Here is a 15,505-nt window from a genome sequence, read left to right as displayed (position 1 = left end):
CTCCAGTGATTCAGACATCATTCAATCACGCAACAAAATTACGACTGTAATGCTAGGACCAATGGATACGACTTTGCTTAGGGAGCTGTTTGACGCCATCTCGAAGAAGTCGCTTCCGGTTCCGAGCAGATCCTTCTACTCACACGGCGGATAGGGGTAATATCCACACTGCCCGTAATAGTAGGGATCCGCTGCCGCGGCGCCAATGGCGGCTCCTGCAGCCAGGCCAACCGCTGCACCGGCGCCAGCGCCGTACCTTGCCCCGCGGTAGACCGGGGCGTGCCAGTAACGACGACGACCACCACCCCATTCTCCGCCGTGCCATCCGACGGCACCTCCGTGAAACCCTCCATAGCCCCCGCGAAATCCGCCTCCGCCGTGAAAGCCGCCGAAATGTGCTGCAAACGGATCGATGAAAAGCGCGGCCGGCCCTGTGGACCCGTTCAGGCTTCCCTCGAGAACCGCCACGTCGAAGGTCAGGTTCGCCCCTTCGAGTTTGGGGGTCTTCAACGTCACGACGGCATCGTTCACCTGGGAGCCGTCACCTCCCAGAATGGAAATGGTGGCGTTTGGCGGGTCGGCGGCAAAGCTGCCCTTATCCTCGTCCCACTGCATGATGAACTGTTCGGTAGCGACGTGACCCGCAGCACGCACGGGGCGATCGGCGAATACGATCGAGTTTGCCGATACCCCGGTCAGCGTCAGTTTGTTGCCCTCGAGCCTGGCTCCAGACGCATTGATCACGGCGAGGGAGGGAACAGGGCCTGTCGCCGTCACTTGGCCGATTGTCTTTTCCAGCGGCACATGTGGCTTGACCGTTGCGTCCTGGCTCAGTGTGCTACTCGCTATTAAGCAAAATCAGCCTGCGCATAAGGCGATCTGGAGATAACGAAACATGGAAGCCTCCCTCTTATGTGAGTGCTCTAACTCACCCAGAATCATGGTCAGCTTGGATGCTGAGTAATTTCCATCGAAGCGCCCGTATGCCGCGCCTTGACCCGCTCCAACGAATGGCTATTCCACGTCGGTGGTTCGAGAGAGCTCCCGGACCACACAGCGAAACCCCACATGGCTGGTCGACGTGTCGATGGGCTCTGCATGGCGAGCCGCCGGACGGTAGCGCCGGCAGTAATTCGGCGCGCAAAGATGCGAGCCACCCTTCAACACCTTGCGCGGAATGCGGATTTCGGGTTGCCTTGGATCGAGGCTCGCAGACTCCGGGCCGCCACGCGGATTTTGCGGCACGCAGCAAGCCTTCGGCGCATCGCCCTGGTGTTTGGTCGACCAGAAATCGCTCGTCCATTCCCACACGTTGCCGATCATGTCATGAAGGCCGTAGGCATTGGCCGGATAGGATCTGACCGGCGAGGTTCGCGCCCAGCCATCTTCCTTGGTGTTCTCGATTGGAAAGGCACCCTGCCAAGTGTTCGCCATATGCTTGCCGCCCGGCGTCAGTTCGTCGCCCCAGGCGAATTCGGCGTCCTCCAGCCCCCCCTTGGCGGCGAACTCCCATTCTGCCTCTGTCGGCAGCGACCTGCCGACCCAGGCCGCATAGGCTTCGGCATCACGGTAGGCGACATGCACCACCGGATGTTCGTCGAGCCCCTTGATCGAGGATGTTGGGCCGTATGGCCTTCTCCAGGTTGCGCCAAACTTGAAGGTCCACCATTGCGACCAATCACGCAGGTTGACCACATGCGTCGGTGGGTTGAACATCAACGAACCTGGTCGCAGCATGTGCGGCAGAGCGCCGGGATAGTCCCTTGGATCGGGAGCGATCTCCGCGAGGGTTACGTGACCGGTGGCCTCGACAAAGGCACGGAACTGCCGGTTGGTAACCGGCGTTGCATCCATCCAGAAGCCGTCGACCGTTACACGATGCGCCGGTGCCTCCTCGGGATAATGATTGTTTGAACCCATGCGGAACATCCCGCCGGGCACGTGGACCATGTTCATGCCGCGCGCATCGGCCGGCGTCGCTATATCTTGCGGCAGGACTCGCATCTTACTTCTCCCAAGGAAAGATCGTCTTCCAGTCTGCTTTCATGTCGACAACGGTCCAACTGTCCAGCTTTGCGGCATCGAGAGCGACATCGAGATGGCCCACCTTGGAGTTGCGGTCATAGGCATATTCCCGTTCGGCATCGGTATGATGGACCACGACGCCGAGGCGCCTTTTCCCCGCCTCGACCGTCCATTGCAGCATCTGCAAATCGCCATCCGAATTGCCGAAGGCGGCAATCGGGCGCCGGCCGATGCCCTGCTCGATGCCGATGGGCTTGCCGGGGCCATCGTCGATGAAGTCGATCTTGTCCTGCCGAAAGAGCTCCGGCTGGCTATCCTGCATCTGGAAGGTCAGCTTAATGCGGGAGCCAATCACCTGCTCCGGCGGTATGCCATAGGCTTTCTCAGCGAAGGCGCGCACGAAATCGACGCCGCCACCCGTGACGATATAGGTCTTAAAGCCATTCGCCCGGAAATAGGCGAGAACCTCGAGCATGGGCTTGTAGGTCAGTTCGGTGAACGGCCTGTCGAAACGCGGATGCCGGGCTGAAGCAAGCCACTTGTCGACGATGGCGGAGAATTCAGGCGGTGTCATACCGGAATGCGTCACGCCGATGATCTGCGCTAGCCCCGCTTCGTCGATGCCCGACAATCCCTTCAGTCCACTGGATACGATCGTCTTGTAGGGCTTGGTACTTGCCCAGGGCGGATTTTGCGCCGCCATTTCCTTGAGACGATCGACGGCAAAGAAGCCTTGTGTATAGACAGGCTGTTCGACCCACAGCGTGCCGTCGTTGTCGAATGTAGCGACCCGCTGATCGACCGGCACGAAGTCCGGCGACCCCACCGTCGTGACCGCTTCGACGAATGCGATGATGTCGCGCTTCGATTGCCCGTCGTTCCATGATGGCAGAGGATCAGGCGATTGTGCCTTGGCTGCCATCGGCAAGGCGGATAGCGTGGCTGCCAAAATGGCGGCGCACACCACCGAGTAAACCCATCTGATGGAACGAGGAATGCGCTTCAATGACGAGGGAGTGTTGCTTTGCAAAGGTAGCATCATCTCGGAGCTCCATACGTCTCTTACGACTTGCTTTAGTTGCCTGATGGTGGCGCCCTGAGCATCTCCATGGTTTGCTCGATTGAGAACGACCCCGGTCTTTGGCGTGGCGGAAAATCCCGAAAGCTCTGAAGATGCTCAGCCACGATCGCCTGGTCCGGAACGAGCAGGAAAGCGTGCTCGATGAGGCGATCGATATTGGGCGTTCGATACCCTATCATTCCGCGGTTGTAGGCGCTGATGTTCCAGTACCCAATATCGTCCGCCATGATCACAAGAATATTGGGCTTTGCTTGCTGGGCGGAGCCGGGCAGGCCGATCAAAATGCCAGCGGATGCAAAAAGGCCAAATGCGCTTCGTTTGAGGAAGTTCATTGCAGAACCTTTCGCGGTCAGCGATTTCGTTGCAAGAGCTATGATTAGTGGGCGAGTGGCAGATTGGATGAAGGCCTACTGCGCGGATTTGCCGGTGATGCAGATTGATCGCTGTCGAAGCTCTACCGAAAAAGGCGACACGCGTGTCGCCTCTCTCTTCATTTGACACTGCAGGTTACTCACCCGCGTGACTGCCCGTCTTCGCGTCTTTTATCTGCTGCAGGACTTGACTCAAATTGTAACTTTCTGGAGCCTGCATTGGCGGGAATTGTTCGTAGGACTCAAGCTCCTTCAGCCATAGCGCTTGGCCAATCGGCAGGATGTTCCAGTCGTAAAGGTAAGCGGTACTGGGACCCGCGAGCGCGCCGCCCATGGCCAGGAGCGACTTATTATCCACGACTGTGATCTCGAAGGGGTCACGCTTGATGTTGGCGATCTGTGTCCAGTGGAAGGTCTGGGCCCCCAACAGTCCGCCAGTCGCATCGGCCCCTGCCATCGAGAAATAAAGTTTCCAGTTCTTGAAGCGAACCGCCGACGGGGTTGCGCCGGTGTAATAGAAAAACGTATTCCGCGCCGAATCCGACTTTCCTTCCAGGAAGTCGCGTTGGTCGATGCCGTCGAGGGTTGTCTTCACGATGCCTGGATAGCTGCCGGCTTCGATCTGCTTCTTCAACGCGTCGCCCTTCGGGCCGCCGGCAATGTTCACCAGAGTGGGCAACCAGTCGAGCGCCGCCATCATCTGTGTTTTGACAGTTCCGGGTTTGATGTGCCCGGGCCACCGAACCACGAGCGGGGCACGCATGCCGCCCTCCCAGGTCGTCAGCTTGCCGCCCTTGAACGGTGTGACGCCGCCGTCTGGAAAGGTAATCACTTCAGCGCCGTTGTCGGTTGTGAACACGACGAGGGTGTTGTCGAGCTGGCTCATATCTTCCAGCTTCTTCAGCACGACGCCGATGTTATCATCCAATTGTTTCATGCCGGCTTCATTGATACCCCAATCCTTGCCCCCTTTTTCGCCGAGCATCGCCTCATATTTCGGCGAGAGCATCGTGGTGATGTGCATACGGGCTGGGTTGTACCAGACGAAGAAGGGCTTGTTGGTTTTCTTCGGGTCGTTGCGATCGAGATAGTCGACAACGTGAGAGGAGATTTCCTCGTCCACGGTCCGGGACCGATCGAGCGTCAACGGGCCCTCGTCCGAGCAAGTTTGATTCTGCGCCGTGCCATCGGAAGATTTGCAGGCGATCATCGGCCGCGGGGGCATCAGACAGAGGGTGGTTTTCGGATCGACGGCGCCGGGGGGATCGGAGAGCCCAGGAACTGGTGTGTTCTTGCAAGGTGGGACGATCGTTTGCTCAGACGCGCTTTTGTTAATGTCAGGGAAACTCACTCCTTGCATGGCGTCGAGGTGATAGAGATAACCCCAAAATTCCTGGAAGCCGTGTGCCGTCGGGAGAGCATCGGTATGGTCACCCAGATGGTTCTTGCCAAACTCGCCGGTGTTGTAGCCGAGATCGTGCAGAAACTTGGCGAGCGCCGGGGTGCCGGGTCGCAAATAGGAGGGGCTGCCGGGCAGTTGGGGCGGTATCATCCCTGTGCGGAGCGGATGCATTCCAGTGAAGAAGGCATTTCGGCCGGCGGTGCAACTTTGCTCGGCATAGTAATCGGTGAACATCGCACCTTCGTTGCCGATGCGATCGATATTGGGCGTTTCGCCAACCATCAGGCCACGATGATAGATGCTCGGTTGCATCCAGCCGATGTCGTCGCCCATGATGAAGAGGATGTTAGGCGGCTTCTGGTCTTGCGCCTGCACCGGGAGGGCTATCCCTGTACCTAAAATCGCGGCGGATACCGTCGTAAAGAAGAGATTACGGAACTTCATCTTGCTACCTCCTTCTTTTGGCTTGAAACCAGTAGGCGGCGATGACGAGGCGGCTACCGGCAACGCCCCAAAAGCAAAGTGAACGCGCGCCACCAATTTCTTGATCGCCTGCGGTGAATTGAACTATTATTTTTCTAAATGACCGGAAGAACGTTTCACTCGATACCGGCGGCTGCATGCGCCTTCTTACTCGAAAAGCAGGGCGAAACGACCGCCCATGCATCTTCGTCTTCATGCGCCGTAGAGACTATAGGGCTAAGGGGCAGCGCATTCTGCCCGAAAGGGCACACCGAATTTCCCGAAAGTGAAAGCGACCGCGATATCGGCCGACAGGCCAGACATACCAACAGGCGCAATTTCTGACTGACGGGGGGTTCTGCACATCATCCCGATCCGATTCCATGGCGTATCGCGCATGCCATCGGCGGTGAAGATGCGGTCGAATGTGACGCCAGCCGAGCTCCGGCGGCTGGCAGCCAGTTCCAAGCACGCCAACCAGAGCCATCGACTATATTTCGTCGGCCCCGCTCCCGGCGCCACCAAGCCCCTGGATTGATTCGAGGAGTGTCGTGCCAAGGAATGGTTTGGCGAGATATGCAGCCGCGCCGCTTTCCAGGGCGCGTAAATGCAGCCCTCGTTCATCGAATGCTGTCATTAGAATAACGGGGATTCCGCAATTTCTACGGCGTAATTCAGCAAGAAGGTCCAGCCCGGACATCGCAGGCAGATGAAGATCGCATATGAGGCAGTCGGCATTCGACGTCACCCCGGATGCCAGACAAGCCTCGGCAGTTGGGAAAGTGGCGTTCTCATAGCCGGCCGCATTAAGAAGTCGTGAGATCGCTTGGCGCATGCTGTCATCGTCATCAACGACAAGTATTTTCATGCGCGCGGCCATGGCTGCCTCCTGAGGCAGTGTCGGTCCGCAGAGAGACGACCACAATGGAGCCTACGGGCACAAGAACTGCCCAAAAGGGCAACTATGACGTGCTCATTCTCAATCGAAATAATCAGCCCTTTTCTCTTTATCGGTGTAGATTTTCTCGGCAAAACGGCCGAGGCCGGCCGCAGATTTCACGCCCAATTTCTCCATCAGACTGGCGCGCTGCGCCTTCACAGTTCGCTCCGCAATGCCAAGATCGTCGGCAATTTGTTTATTGAGACGGCCAGCTATTATCAGATCGAAGATCTGCCGTTCACGCTGTGACAAAGAAGAAAAAGTGGATTGGAGCGCATCTCGCGCGCCGCGGAGCGCGCGCTCGCGGCCATCGCGGTCCAACGCCCTGCCAATAGCATTCAGAATCGCCTCTGGTTCGATCGGCTTCTCAAGATAATCGACCGCACCTGCTTTCATTGCGGCTACGCAAGTGTCCACCTCGGCGTGCCCCGTAATGAAAATCACAGGCAGGTACACCCCTTGTTCCCTGAGAACGGCATGTAGTTCGATGCCCGATGGGCCTGGCAAACGAATATCCAGCAGGATGCAACCATAACGATCGGATGGACGGTGTAGTAGGAAGTCCCCTGTTGACGCATAAGTCTTCACATCGAAATCGTGCCCTCGCAACAATCGAAGGAGGGACGTGCGAAATGCCTCGTCATCGTCCACAATATGGACCATCGGCTTCGAGTTCATGCTGCCTCCATACGCAATGTTGGCATTAGCCAGCAGGAAGTTCGACATAGAATGTCGCTCCCCCGGTTGACCGGTTCTGCGCCCAAACTTTACCGCCATGGGCCTGCACGAGCGTTCTCACGATTGAGAGCCCTAGTCCGATACCGCTCCCCTTGGTCGTGAAGAATGACTCAAACAGCTGCGCCTCCTGACCGATTGGAATGCCATGGCCAGTGTCACAAACCCGGATGGAAGCCGTCCCTGCCTCATGAGCAACGGAAAGGGTAACTATTCGATGATTCTCGGGCATGCCCGAAACGGCATCCATGGCATTGAGAACGAGATTAATCAGGATTTGCTGAATTTGGACTTTGTCGGCCGTTATCGTCACTTCGTTTGATGATTGAAGGACCGATAAATCAACTTTTCGGCTCAAAGCTTGCGCTCTCAATATTAACTCTGTATCCGCGATCGCTTCGTTGAGATTTATTGCCAATTTATTGACTTGATGCTTTTCAAGAAGTGTTCGCAAACGCTTGATGACCTCGCTTGCGCGCAGGTCATCGCGTCGAATGTCGGCAAGTATTTGGCGCAATTCCTCCTGCTGCCCCGAATTAGATTCGAGGATCAGGTCAGCTGCGGCAACGTTACTCAAAATAGCGCCCAGAGGCTGATTGATCTCATGCGCGATTGAGGCGGTTAGTTCTCCAGCGATCGCCAGCCGAGAAGCATGAGCGAGTTCGAACCGGTGCTTGTCCACGGCATTCTCGGCAGTTCGACGACGACGACGCTCGAACAGAAGCCCTCCCAAAAGAGCGGTTTGAACGAGGAAGGCAGCAGCAATCAAGAGTGCCAGGCTCTTGTACTGCTCCCAAAGCCCCGGTGTCCTGAAGTGCACCTCCGCATCCGACGGAATGTCGCCTTGAGCGATCCCCCACCGTTCGATCTGGCGCCAATCGATACTCAAGGTCGTCGGCATTAGTTTCGGGAATGCAATTTCGGACAGCTTATGGCCGTCCAGAACTTGATTGACGATGCCTCCCGCCATTCGGCCCATTGCCTCGAAATTCGATACTCGTCCACCGACGACGCCCACGCCGATGAAGGTATTGAAGGGGCCATACACGGGCGCGGACGCCGCGGTTGCGATCGCCCTTGCCGCTTCGCGCGGCGCAAAGCTTCGGCCATCACCATCCGTAAAATACCCGGGAGTAAAGATCACAGTGTCCAAGCCGAGTGAACCAACCCGCTTTTGGAGCTCGGGCGTCGGCAACCCGGCAAGGAACTCAATGCTTAGCTGCTTCTGCAATGGGATCAGTTGGGTGCGTAGGTCGCTTTCCCATTCTCGATCAGGCGCTGAAGCTCCTGTCACGACGACAAGATGTGTAGCCCGAGGATGCCAGCGAAGGGCCTGCTTGATAGTGCCAATCATGTCGACTTCGACGGGCACTCCTGCAAAATTGGCCGGGAGCTTCATCGCGTCCGCAAATGCTTTGTCCACCCCCATGTGAATCACGGGAACATTTGGAAACAGCAGGGTACGGTTACGCACCAGAAAATCGAGGGCTCCATTGCCTCCGACTACAATCACATCCGGAGGCTGAGACGCGTATTTTTCACGCAAATATGTCGTGACTGTCCGGATATGGCCCTCACCGCCGAAGCGGGGATAATCGAGGAATTCTGCACTGAGATCCACATTGCGGCCTGATGACGCAACCGCGTCGCTCAAGCCACGATCCGCATCGATGTTCGCAGGGAGTAGGCGATTGTTATCGTATAGAACGAGCACATGCTGCGGCGCTTGCGCGCAACTCTCCGAGGGCAGAGACAAAACAAAGAAAAATAAGGCGGCGCTGCAACCCAAGATCGCATATCTGTCTTTGCTCGGACGCCAGCATTTGACGCAAGCCAGAGCCCACCCTGCGAATGTCGTTGCTGCGCTTAGGAACATCGGAGCACCAGATGCTCTAGACTCTCCAGCACAATCATTGCGCGCGTCGCTGCCAATTGCATACTAAAAAATGTGGGTAAGATGATGCCGCGCCGGATGCATATTCCGGCGGAGGTCCAACAAGGGTACGCGCCCTACTTGGAGCCGGAGCGCACATCAAGTCGCAAGCAAGTGATGACCGTATGGCGCCCAAGCACGAACCCGCTCCGCGGGAGGGCCGCCTCCTTCTGACATGGCGGGCTCGTCATTGGCCTTGAGCGGGTAGAGGCCGCGATCTGACCATGGAGTTCCTTCAAGGGGTCAGAACAAGAACTGCTCGAAATCATACGCTAAGCTAGAACGGACGATGAACGGCGCCTCTGTCTGATAGATTCCCCAATTTTAGCTTCGCCACCCATTTTCAATGGCATCTCATCCGAGTCTAACAATGGCTTGGAGATGAGGGCAAGAAATGGGTCGAAGGAAGCTGCTCAGCACCAGAGAACGGCAAGCGCTCTTTGCCATTCCTACAGACGAAGAGAGCCTCATCCGCCACTACACGTTCACTTCGGCGGGCTTGCTCGAGATCCAGGCCCGCCGCCGCCCTCACAACCAATTAGGTTTTGGCGTTCAGCTGTGTCTGATGAGATATCCAGGACGAGCGCTGATGCCCGGAGAGAAACTGCCGAAAGCGACTCTCATCTACATTGCGGCGCAATTGGACATCAGCCCGAAGTTTTTTGATCTATATGCTCGCCGCGAACCAACTCGGCTTGATCACGTTGCGCGATTGCTGTCGTATCTACAAAAGCGCACTCCAGTGGCGCAGGATCGGCGAACGGCGCTGCTCGCTGCGATCAACGCAGCCGATGTCAGCGACAAAGGATCAGCAATAGCCAGCGCGGTGATCGCGACCTTTCATGCCGAGAATGCTTTGTTGCCATCTGAAGACACAATCGAGAGAATTGGACTCGCAGGTCGAGCGATCGCCAGACGCCGAGCAGAGATAGCCGTTTTGAACGGGCTTTCCGAAAACAAGTTGCATCTTCTCGACGAACTTCTCGGCCTTGACAGCGACATCGGGCAAATGCGCTACCATTGGCTTCGATCCTCACCGGATGCCCCAAGCACGGATAACCTCAACAGTGTTCTGGGCAGTTTGGTCTTCTTACGAAGACTGAACGTGGATTCGCAGTTGGCGTGGCCGATATGCTCTACGCAAAAATTCGCGTGAGAAGCGATGGCAAGGAGCGCGGCCGAACAGCTGTCCTAGCGATGGGCGTGGTGCGGAAGGCGTGGACCGTGGCGTGGCGATCACGCGATGATGCCGTCCCAGCCAAAAATCCATTCGTCGATATGGATCTCTATGGCTATCAAGCAAAGCGCTCCAGACCTGTGAGGAGGGGCGAACTCAATCGTTTCGTTGCTGCTGCGGATGCCGCAGGCGAGCCGTCACTTGGCACTGCAGCGATGATCGTCTTCTACTTCCTTCAGCTACAAACCGATATTCTAGGCCGGCTTTCCTGGACACACTATCGTTCGGCCGAGAAGCCAAATCATATCCAGATCTTTCACAACAAGACTGGCGTCTTGGTTGACGTCCCGCTCTACAATGAGGATGGCACGTGTCTGTGGCCTGAAATCGTTGCCCGGCTCGATAGCGCTCCAAGAAAAGGCGGGTTGATCGTCACCGGAGACCTGCCGGATCGGACACGCAAAATATGCCTTCCCTGGGAGATTGACTATTTCCGACATCGCTTCGCGGCGATTCGCTTAGCTGCAGGCATTGGTCCTGAGGTCAAGTTTATGGGGCTGCGACATGGCGGAAACGTCGAAGCCGCGGACGCTGGATTGACCGACGCACAGATGCGAGCGCTGAGCGGTCACAAGACCGTTCAAGCACCCCTTCGCTATGCCCAAGCCTCAGATGAACAAAGCCGAGTAGGGGGCTCGGAAAAGACTGCAGGTTAGAACGAAGCGGGGGGATTTGTCAGAATAGCAACCCTCGCCCTTGTCAGAATGCCGAAATCGGCGTCAAGAACGCTTATCGCTAAGCTTATGTTTTGCCTCAGGGTTTCGATGGTGGGCGCACTAGGGCTCGAACCTAGGACCCGCTGATTAAGAGTCAGCTGCTCTACCAACTGAGCTATGCGCCCATCGAAACAATCAGAGCGCGGAAGGTTGCCGCGCTCGACGGGGGGCGATGTAGCAAAGCTCTTCCCGTGTGTCCAGCGTGTGACGATAAATTTCTTTGGGTTTTTTGAAAGTACCTGTTTTTGAAATCCCTTGGGAGCATGCTATTCGACAGACATATTGCACCCGTTCCCGATAAATTATTGCCGGAGATCGTTCATGCCGCCCACGAAATTTGGTGTTGGTCAGGCCGTGCGCCGCAAGGAAGACCAGGCGTTCATCACCGGTATGGGCCGTTATGTCGACGATGAATCGCGGGACGGGGTGTTGCGCGCGTATGTGCTGCGCTCGCCCCACGCCCATGCCCGTTTCAGCATCGGCGATCTCGATGACGTCAGGGCCATGCCGGGCGTGAGGCTGATCCTGACGGCCGGGGACCTCAAGACGCTCGGCGATCTGCCGTGCCAGGCCCTGATGAAGAACGCCGATGGCAAGGTTCAGAAGCAATTGCCCTATCCGTTGCTGGCCCGTGATGTGGTGCGGCATGTCGGCGACGCCGTCGCCTTCGTGGTGGCCGATTCGCTGACGCATGCGCGCGACGCCGCCGAAGCCATCCCCGTCGATTACGAGTCGCTCGATGCGATCGTCGGTTCGGTCGCCGCACTCGAACCGGGCTCGCCGCTGGTCTGGCCGGAGCATGGCTCGAACCTCGCCTATGATGCCCAGATCGGCGACCGCAAGAAGGTTGCGAAGGCCTTCGCGAAGGCTGCGCGCGTCGTCTCGCTCGACGTGGTGAACAACCGCCTGGTGGCGAACTACATGGAACCCCGCGGGTGCCTCGCCGAATGGGACGGCAAGCGCTTCACGCTCACCGTCGGCAGCCAGGGCGTGCATTCGATGCGCGACACGCTGGCCAAATCCATCTTCAAGATGAAGCCGAACGAGATCCATGTGAAGACCGGCGATGTCGGCGGCGGCTTCGGCACCAAGGCCTTCCTGTATCGCGAATATCCCCTGGCGCTCGAAGCGGCGCGCCGGCTTGGCAAGCCGGTGAAATGGTTCGCCGACCGCGGCGAGCATTTCCTCGCCGATACGCAAGGCCGCGACAATATTAGCCGCATCGAGGCGGCGCTCGACCGGCGCTCCAGGATCCTGGCGGTGAAGATCGACATCATCGGCGATCTCGGGGCCTATCTGTCACAATATGCGCCCTTCATCCCCTGGCTCGGCGCCCTGATGGCGACGGGCGCCTATGCCATCGCCGCCATGGATGTGCGGGTGCGCGGCGTCCTCACCAATACGCTGCCGGTGGACGCCTACCGTGGCGCCGGTCGCCCCGAGGCCGCCTATCTGATCGAGCGCCTGATGGATGCCATCGCCTTCGAAACCGGGCTGTCGGTGGATACGGTGCGCGTGCGCAACTTCGTCACACCCGAGCAAATGCCCTTCAAGGCGCCGACCGGACGAACCTATGATTCCGGCGAATTCGAAGGCCATATGCGCAAGGCCATGGCTGTCGCAGGCTGGGACGTCTTCAAGTCGCGCTGGCAGGCCTCGAAGAAGGCGGGCAAGTTCCGCGGGATCGGCATGTCGACCTATATCGAGGCCTGTGCCGACGGCCCGAAGGAGGCCGCAAGCGTCAAGCTGGAGAAGGACGGCACCGCCACGGTGCTGATTGGTACGCAGACCAACGGGCAGGGGCACCTGACCGCTTATGCCCAGTTCGTCTCCCAGCATCTCGACCTGCCGCTCGACAGGATCAATGTCATTCAGGGCGATTCCGACCTGATCAAGACCGGCGGGGGCACCGGCGGTTCACGCTCGATCCCGGTGGGCGGCGCTTCCGTCGCCAAGGCCAGCCGCACCCTGGCGGACAGGCTGAAGGAACTCGCCTCCGACGAGCTTGAAGCCGGCGTCGCCGATCTCGAAATCGTCGATGGCCGCGTCCGTGTCGTCGGCACCGACAAGGCGATCGATTTCACCTCCATTGCCCGCCTGCCCAAGGCGACGCCCGAACTGCTCACCGCCGAAGACGAGTATCAGCCCGGCGAGGCGACCTATCCCAATGGCACCCATATCTGCGAGGTCGAGATCGATCCGCAGACGGGCGTCACCAACATCCTCGCCTACACGATCGTCGACGATTTCGGCATGGTGGTGAACCCGCTGCTGTTGGAGGGCCAAGTCCATGGCGGTGTGGTGCAGGGCATCGGCCAGGCGCTGCTGGAGCGCACCGTCTACAGCGAAGAGGGCCAGCTGCTCACGGCCTCGCTCACCGACTATGCCCTGCCGCGGGCCGACGACCTGCCCTTCATCCATTTCGAAACGCGCAACGTGCCCTGCAAGAACAACCCGATCGGCATCAAGGGCGCGGGCGAGGCTGGCACCATCGGCGCGGCGCCGGCGGTGATGAACGCGCTGATCGACGCGCTCCGGCGCGGCGTGGGCGTCACCAGGCTCGACATGCCGGCGACACCCGAAGTGGTCTGGCGCACGATCCAGGACGCGACCAGCCGCAAGCAGGCGGCGGAATAGCACTGGGAGCGCCCTCCAAAAACCCTTTCCTCGCAAGGCTTGTTTGTTCTATTGTCCGCTGGAACAAACGATCGTTCGTCATAACAAACGAAGGTAGCGCATGAGTGGACTGGAGAAGCGGAGCGAACTCGATGCCGGCGCGGTGGCGCTGTCGGGCCAGCTCGGCAAGACGGTCCAGCGCTTGCGCAAGGCTTATAACCTGTCCTTGTCGGAGTTAGCGGAGCAATCGGGCGTCGCGAAGTCGATCATCAGCCAGATCGAGCGCAACGAGACCAACCCCACCCTCGCCACCATCTGGCGCCTGTCGCAGGCCCTCGATGTCTCGATCGAGCGCGTGCTCGGCAGCACCGAGGACGCCCCTTTCATCGAGAAGACCACCAAGGTCGACACGCCGGTGATCTTCTCGGACGACGGTAAATGCCGCCTCGCAGTGGTCGGCTGGCTGAAGACGGTGGAATGGCTGCAATGGTATGATTTCCAGGCCGAGCCGGGCGGCGTGCTGGAGAGCGACGCCCACCAGCGTGGCTCGGTGGAGTGCCTTTCGATCCTGGCGGGGGAGGTGGAGGTCGAGGTCGCCGGCGTGATCGAGCGTGCCATCCCCGGCGAGACCCTGCGCTATCGCTGCGACCGCCCCCATGCCATCCGCGTGGTCGGCAACAAACCCGCCCATGCGACCATGGTGTGCTTCATGAAGGCGGCGCTGATGGAGTGACGGCCGGTTTCCCGAAATCGGGAAAGGCTGTTGGGCTCCCTACCTCTCCAACCCCAGGTCGAGCTGCCGATCGTCTGCCAGATCGCCGCTCTCGAAACCCGACATCGTCACCCCGAGCAGCCTGATTCCCTTGGTGGGCGGGAAGACGCTGCGCACCAGGTCGATGCTGGTGGCCCGCAGGCTCTCCTGAGAATGCACCGGGGCAGGGAGGGTGCGGCTGCGCGTGGCCTGCTGGAAATCGGCATATTTGATCTTCACTGTCACGGTGCGGCCGAAGGCCTGCGCTTTCTCGCACCAGGCCCACACCTCGTCCGCCATCGCCAGGACGCCGGCCTCGATGTCGGCCGGCTCGGTAAGATCGTCCGAAAAGGTGGTCTCCGAACTGGATGATTTGCGCGGCCGGTCCGGCTGAACCTCCCGGTCGTCCTCGCCGCGTGCGATGGCATGATACCAGGCGCCGGCCTTGCCGAAATGCTGGCGCAGGAAGTCGAGCGAGCGGTCCCTGAGATCCGCCCCGGTGAAGATGCCGAGCTGGTTCATCTTCGCGGCGGTGACGGGCCCGACGCCGTGGAACTTGCCCACGGGCAGGGTCTCCACGAAGGCGGCGCCCATGGCCGGTGTGATCGCATATTGCCCATTGGGTTTGCGATGGTCGGAGGCGAGCTTGGCGAGAAATTTATTGTAGGAGATTCCGGCCGAGGCCGTCAGCCCGGTCTCCTCGAAGATGCGGGCGCGGATCGCCTCCGCCGTCGCCGAGGCGGAGGGAAGGCCGGCGCGATTCTCGGTGACATCGAGATAGGCTTCGTCGAGGGACAGTGGCTCGATCAGGGCGGTGAACTCGGCAAAGATCGCGTGGATCTGGCGCGAAACCGCGCGGTACACCTCGAAGCGCGGCGGCACGAAGATCAGCTCCGGGCATTTGCGCAAGGCCGTCACCGACGGCATGGCCGACCTCACGCCAAACGCCCGCGCTTCATAGCTCGCTGCCGCCACCACCCCGCGCTTGCCGGCATACCCCACCGCGAGAGGCCTGCCGCGCAAGGCCGGATCGTCGCGCTGCTCGACGGAGGCGTAGAACGCATCCATGTCGATATGGATGATCTTGCGGGGTGCCGATTCTGCCATGAGGCGTGACTATAGCAGAGCCGGTTGCCCAGGGCTGTCAGCACCGAAAGAGCCTTCTCAAGGATCGCTTCTGCTCCGTGCGCAGACCGTGCGGAGTTGCCGGCTTGCCCCATCGTGCGCTTTTGGCCT

12 protein-coding genes, 1 tRNA gene and 1 pseudogene are annotated in these 15,505 nt (G+C 59.1%); 4 read left to right on the top strand and 10 right to left on the bottom strand.

From position 1 onward, the window contains the following. Positions 1-135: 135 nt before the first annotated feature. The 8 genes and pseudogenes from QQL24_RS34220 to QQL24_RS34185 form a co-directional block, all read right to left on the bottom strand. Positions 136-804 (bottom strand): hypothetical protein, encoded by a 669-nt coding sequence (locus tag QQL24_RS34220; RefSeq protein ID WP_431310802.1) that lies wholly within the window; start codon positions 802-804, stop codon positions 136-138. Positions 805-1,014: 210 nt separating this feature from the next. Continuing rightward, positions 1,015-2,004 carry a formylglycine-generating enzyme family protein gene (locus QQL24_RS34215; protein WP_284316798.1) on the bottom strand — a complete coding sequence of 330 codons (990 nt, stop codon included), beginning with the start codon at positions 2,002-2,004 and terminating at the stop codon, positions 1,015-1,017. Between the two features lies 1 nt (position 2,005). After that, complete coding sequence (locus QQL24_RS34210) at positions 2,006-2,947, bottom strand: HAD family hydrolase (RefSeq protein ID WP_284316799.1); 942 nt, start codon at positions 2,945-2,947, stop codon at positions 2,006-2,008. A gap of 296 nt (positions 2,948-3,243) precedes the next feature. Beyond that, positions 3,244-3,438, bottom strand: a pseudogene (locus QQL24_RS34205) (arylsulfatase); the annotation flags it as partial. Between the two features lie 175 nt (positions 3,439-3,613). Then, complete coding sequence (locus tag QQL24_RS34200; protein ID WP_431310804.1) at positions 3,614-5,212, bottom strand: arylsulfatase; 1,599 nt, start codon at positions 5,210-5,212, stop codon at positions 3,614-3,616. 619 nt (positions 5,213-5,831) lie between these two features. After that, on the bottom strand, positions 5,832-6,221 hold the full coding sequence (locus tag QQL24_RS34195; RefSeq protein WP_284316796.1) for a response regulator transcription factor: 390 nt from the start codon (positions 6,219-6,221) through the stop codon (positions 5,832-5,834). Positions 6,222-6,320: 99 nt separating this feature from the next. Beyond that, entirely contained in the window at positions 6,321-7,007 is a 687-nt protein-coding gene (locus QQL24_RS34190) for a response regulator transcription factor (protein WP_284316795.1), read from the bottom strand. Continuing rightward, a complete protein-coding gene (locus tag QQL24_RS34185) occupies positions 6,985-8,670 on the bottom strand; it encodes a sensor histidine kinase (RefSeq protein WP_284316794.1) in 1,686 nt (561 codons plus the stop codon). Before QQL24_RS34185 ends, QQL24_RS34190 begins: the two co-directional genes overlap by 23 nt. 673 nt (positions 8,671-9,343) lie before the next feature. Between QQL24_RS34185 and QQL24_RS34180 the strand changes: the two genes are divergently transcribed. Next, a complete protein-coding gene (locus tag QQL24_RS34180; RefSeq protein WP_284316793.1) occupies positions 9,344-10,105 on the top strand; it encodes a DUF4158 domain-containing protein in 762 nt (253 codons plus the stop codon). Further along, the gene (locus QQL24_RS34175; RefSeq protein WP_284316792.1) at positions 10,072-10,842 is read left to right on the top strand and encodes a site-specific integrase; all 771 of its coding nucleotides are present in this window, start codon (positions 10,072-10,074) and stop codon (positions 10,840-10,842) included. The genes QQL24_RS34180 and QQL24_RS34175 overlap by 34 nt, the downstream gene beginning before the upstream one ends. A gap of 109 nt (positions 10,843-10,951) precedes the next feature. Here the strand turns inward: QQL24_RS34175 and QQL24_RS34170 are convergent. Next, a tRNA-Lys gene (locus QQL24_RS34170) sits at positions 10,952-11,027 on the bottom strand. Positions 11,028-11,223: 196 nt separating this feature from the next. Here QQL24_RS34170 and QQL24_RS34165 point away from each other — a divergent pair. Continuing rightward, positions 11,224-13,539: a xanthine dehydrogenase family protein molybdopterin-binding subunit gene (locus QQL24_RS34165; RefSeq protein WP_284316791.1), complete on the top strand. Its 2,316-nt coding sequence runs from the start codon at positions 11,224-11,226 to the stop codon at positions 13,537-13,539. A gap of 100 nt (positions 13,540-13,639) precedes the next feature. Next, the gene (locus QQL24_RS34160; protein WP_284316790.1) at positions 13,640-14,251 is read left to right on the top strand and encodes a helix-turn-helix domain-containing protein; all 612 of its coding nucleotides are present in this window, start codon (positions 13,640-13,642) and stop codon (positions 14,249-14,251) included. 39 nt (positions 14,252-14,290) lie between these two features. On the opposite strand, the gene dinB is transcribed toward QQL24_RS34160, so the two are convergent. Beyond that, the gene (gene dinB / locus QQL24_RS34155) at positions 14,291-15,376 is read right to left on the bottom strand and encodes a DNA polymerase IV (protein WP_284316789.1); all 1,086 of its coding nucleotides are present in this window, start codon (positions 15,374-15,376) and stop codon (positions 14,291-14,293) included. Between the last annotated feature and the right edge of the window lie 129 nt (positions 15,377-15,505).

Origin of the sequence: Labrys miyagiensis, from assembly GCF_030160835.1 — a bacterium.
GTDB lineage: Bacteria > Pseudomonadota > Alphaproteobacteria > Rhizobiales > Labraceae > Labrys > Labrys miyagiensis.
Note: the sequence above shows the minus strand (reverse complement) of the source record. Positions and strands in the feature narration are given on the sequence as shown.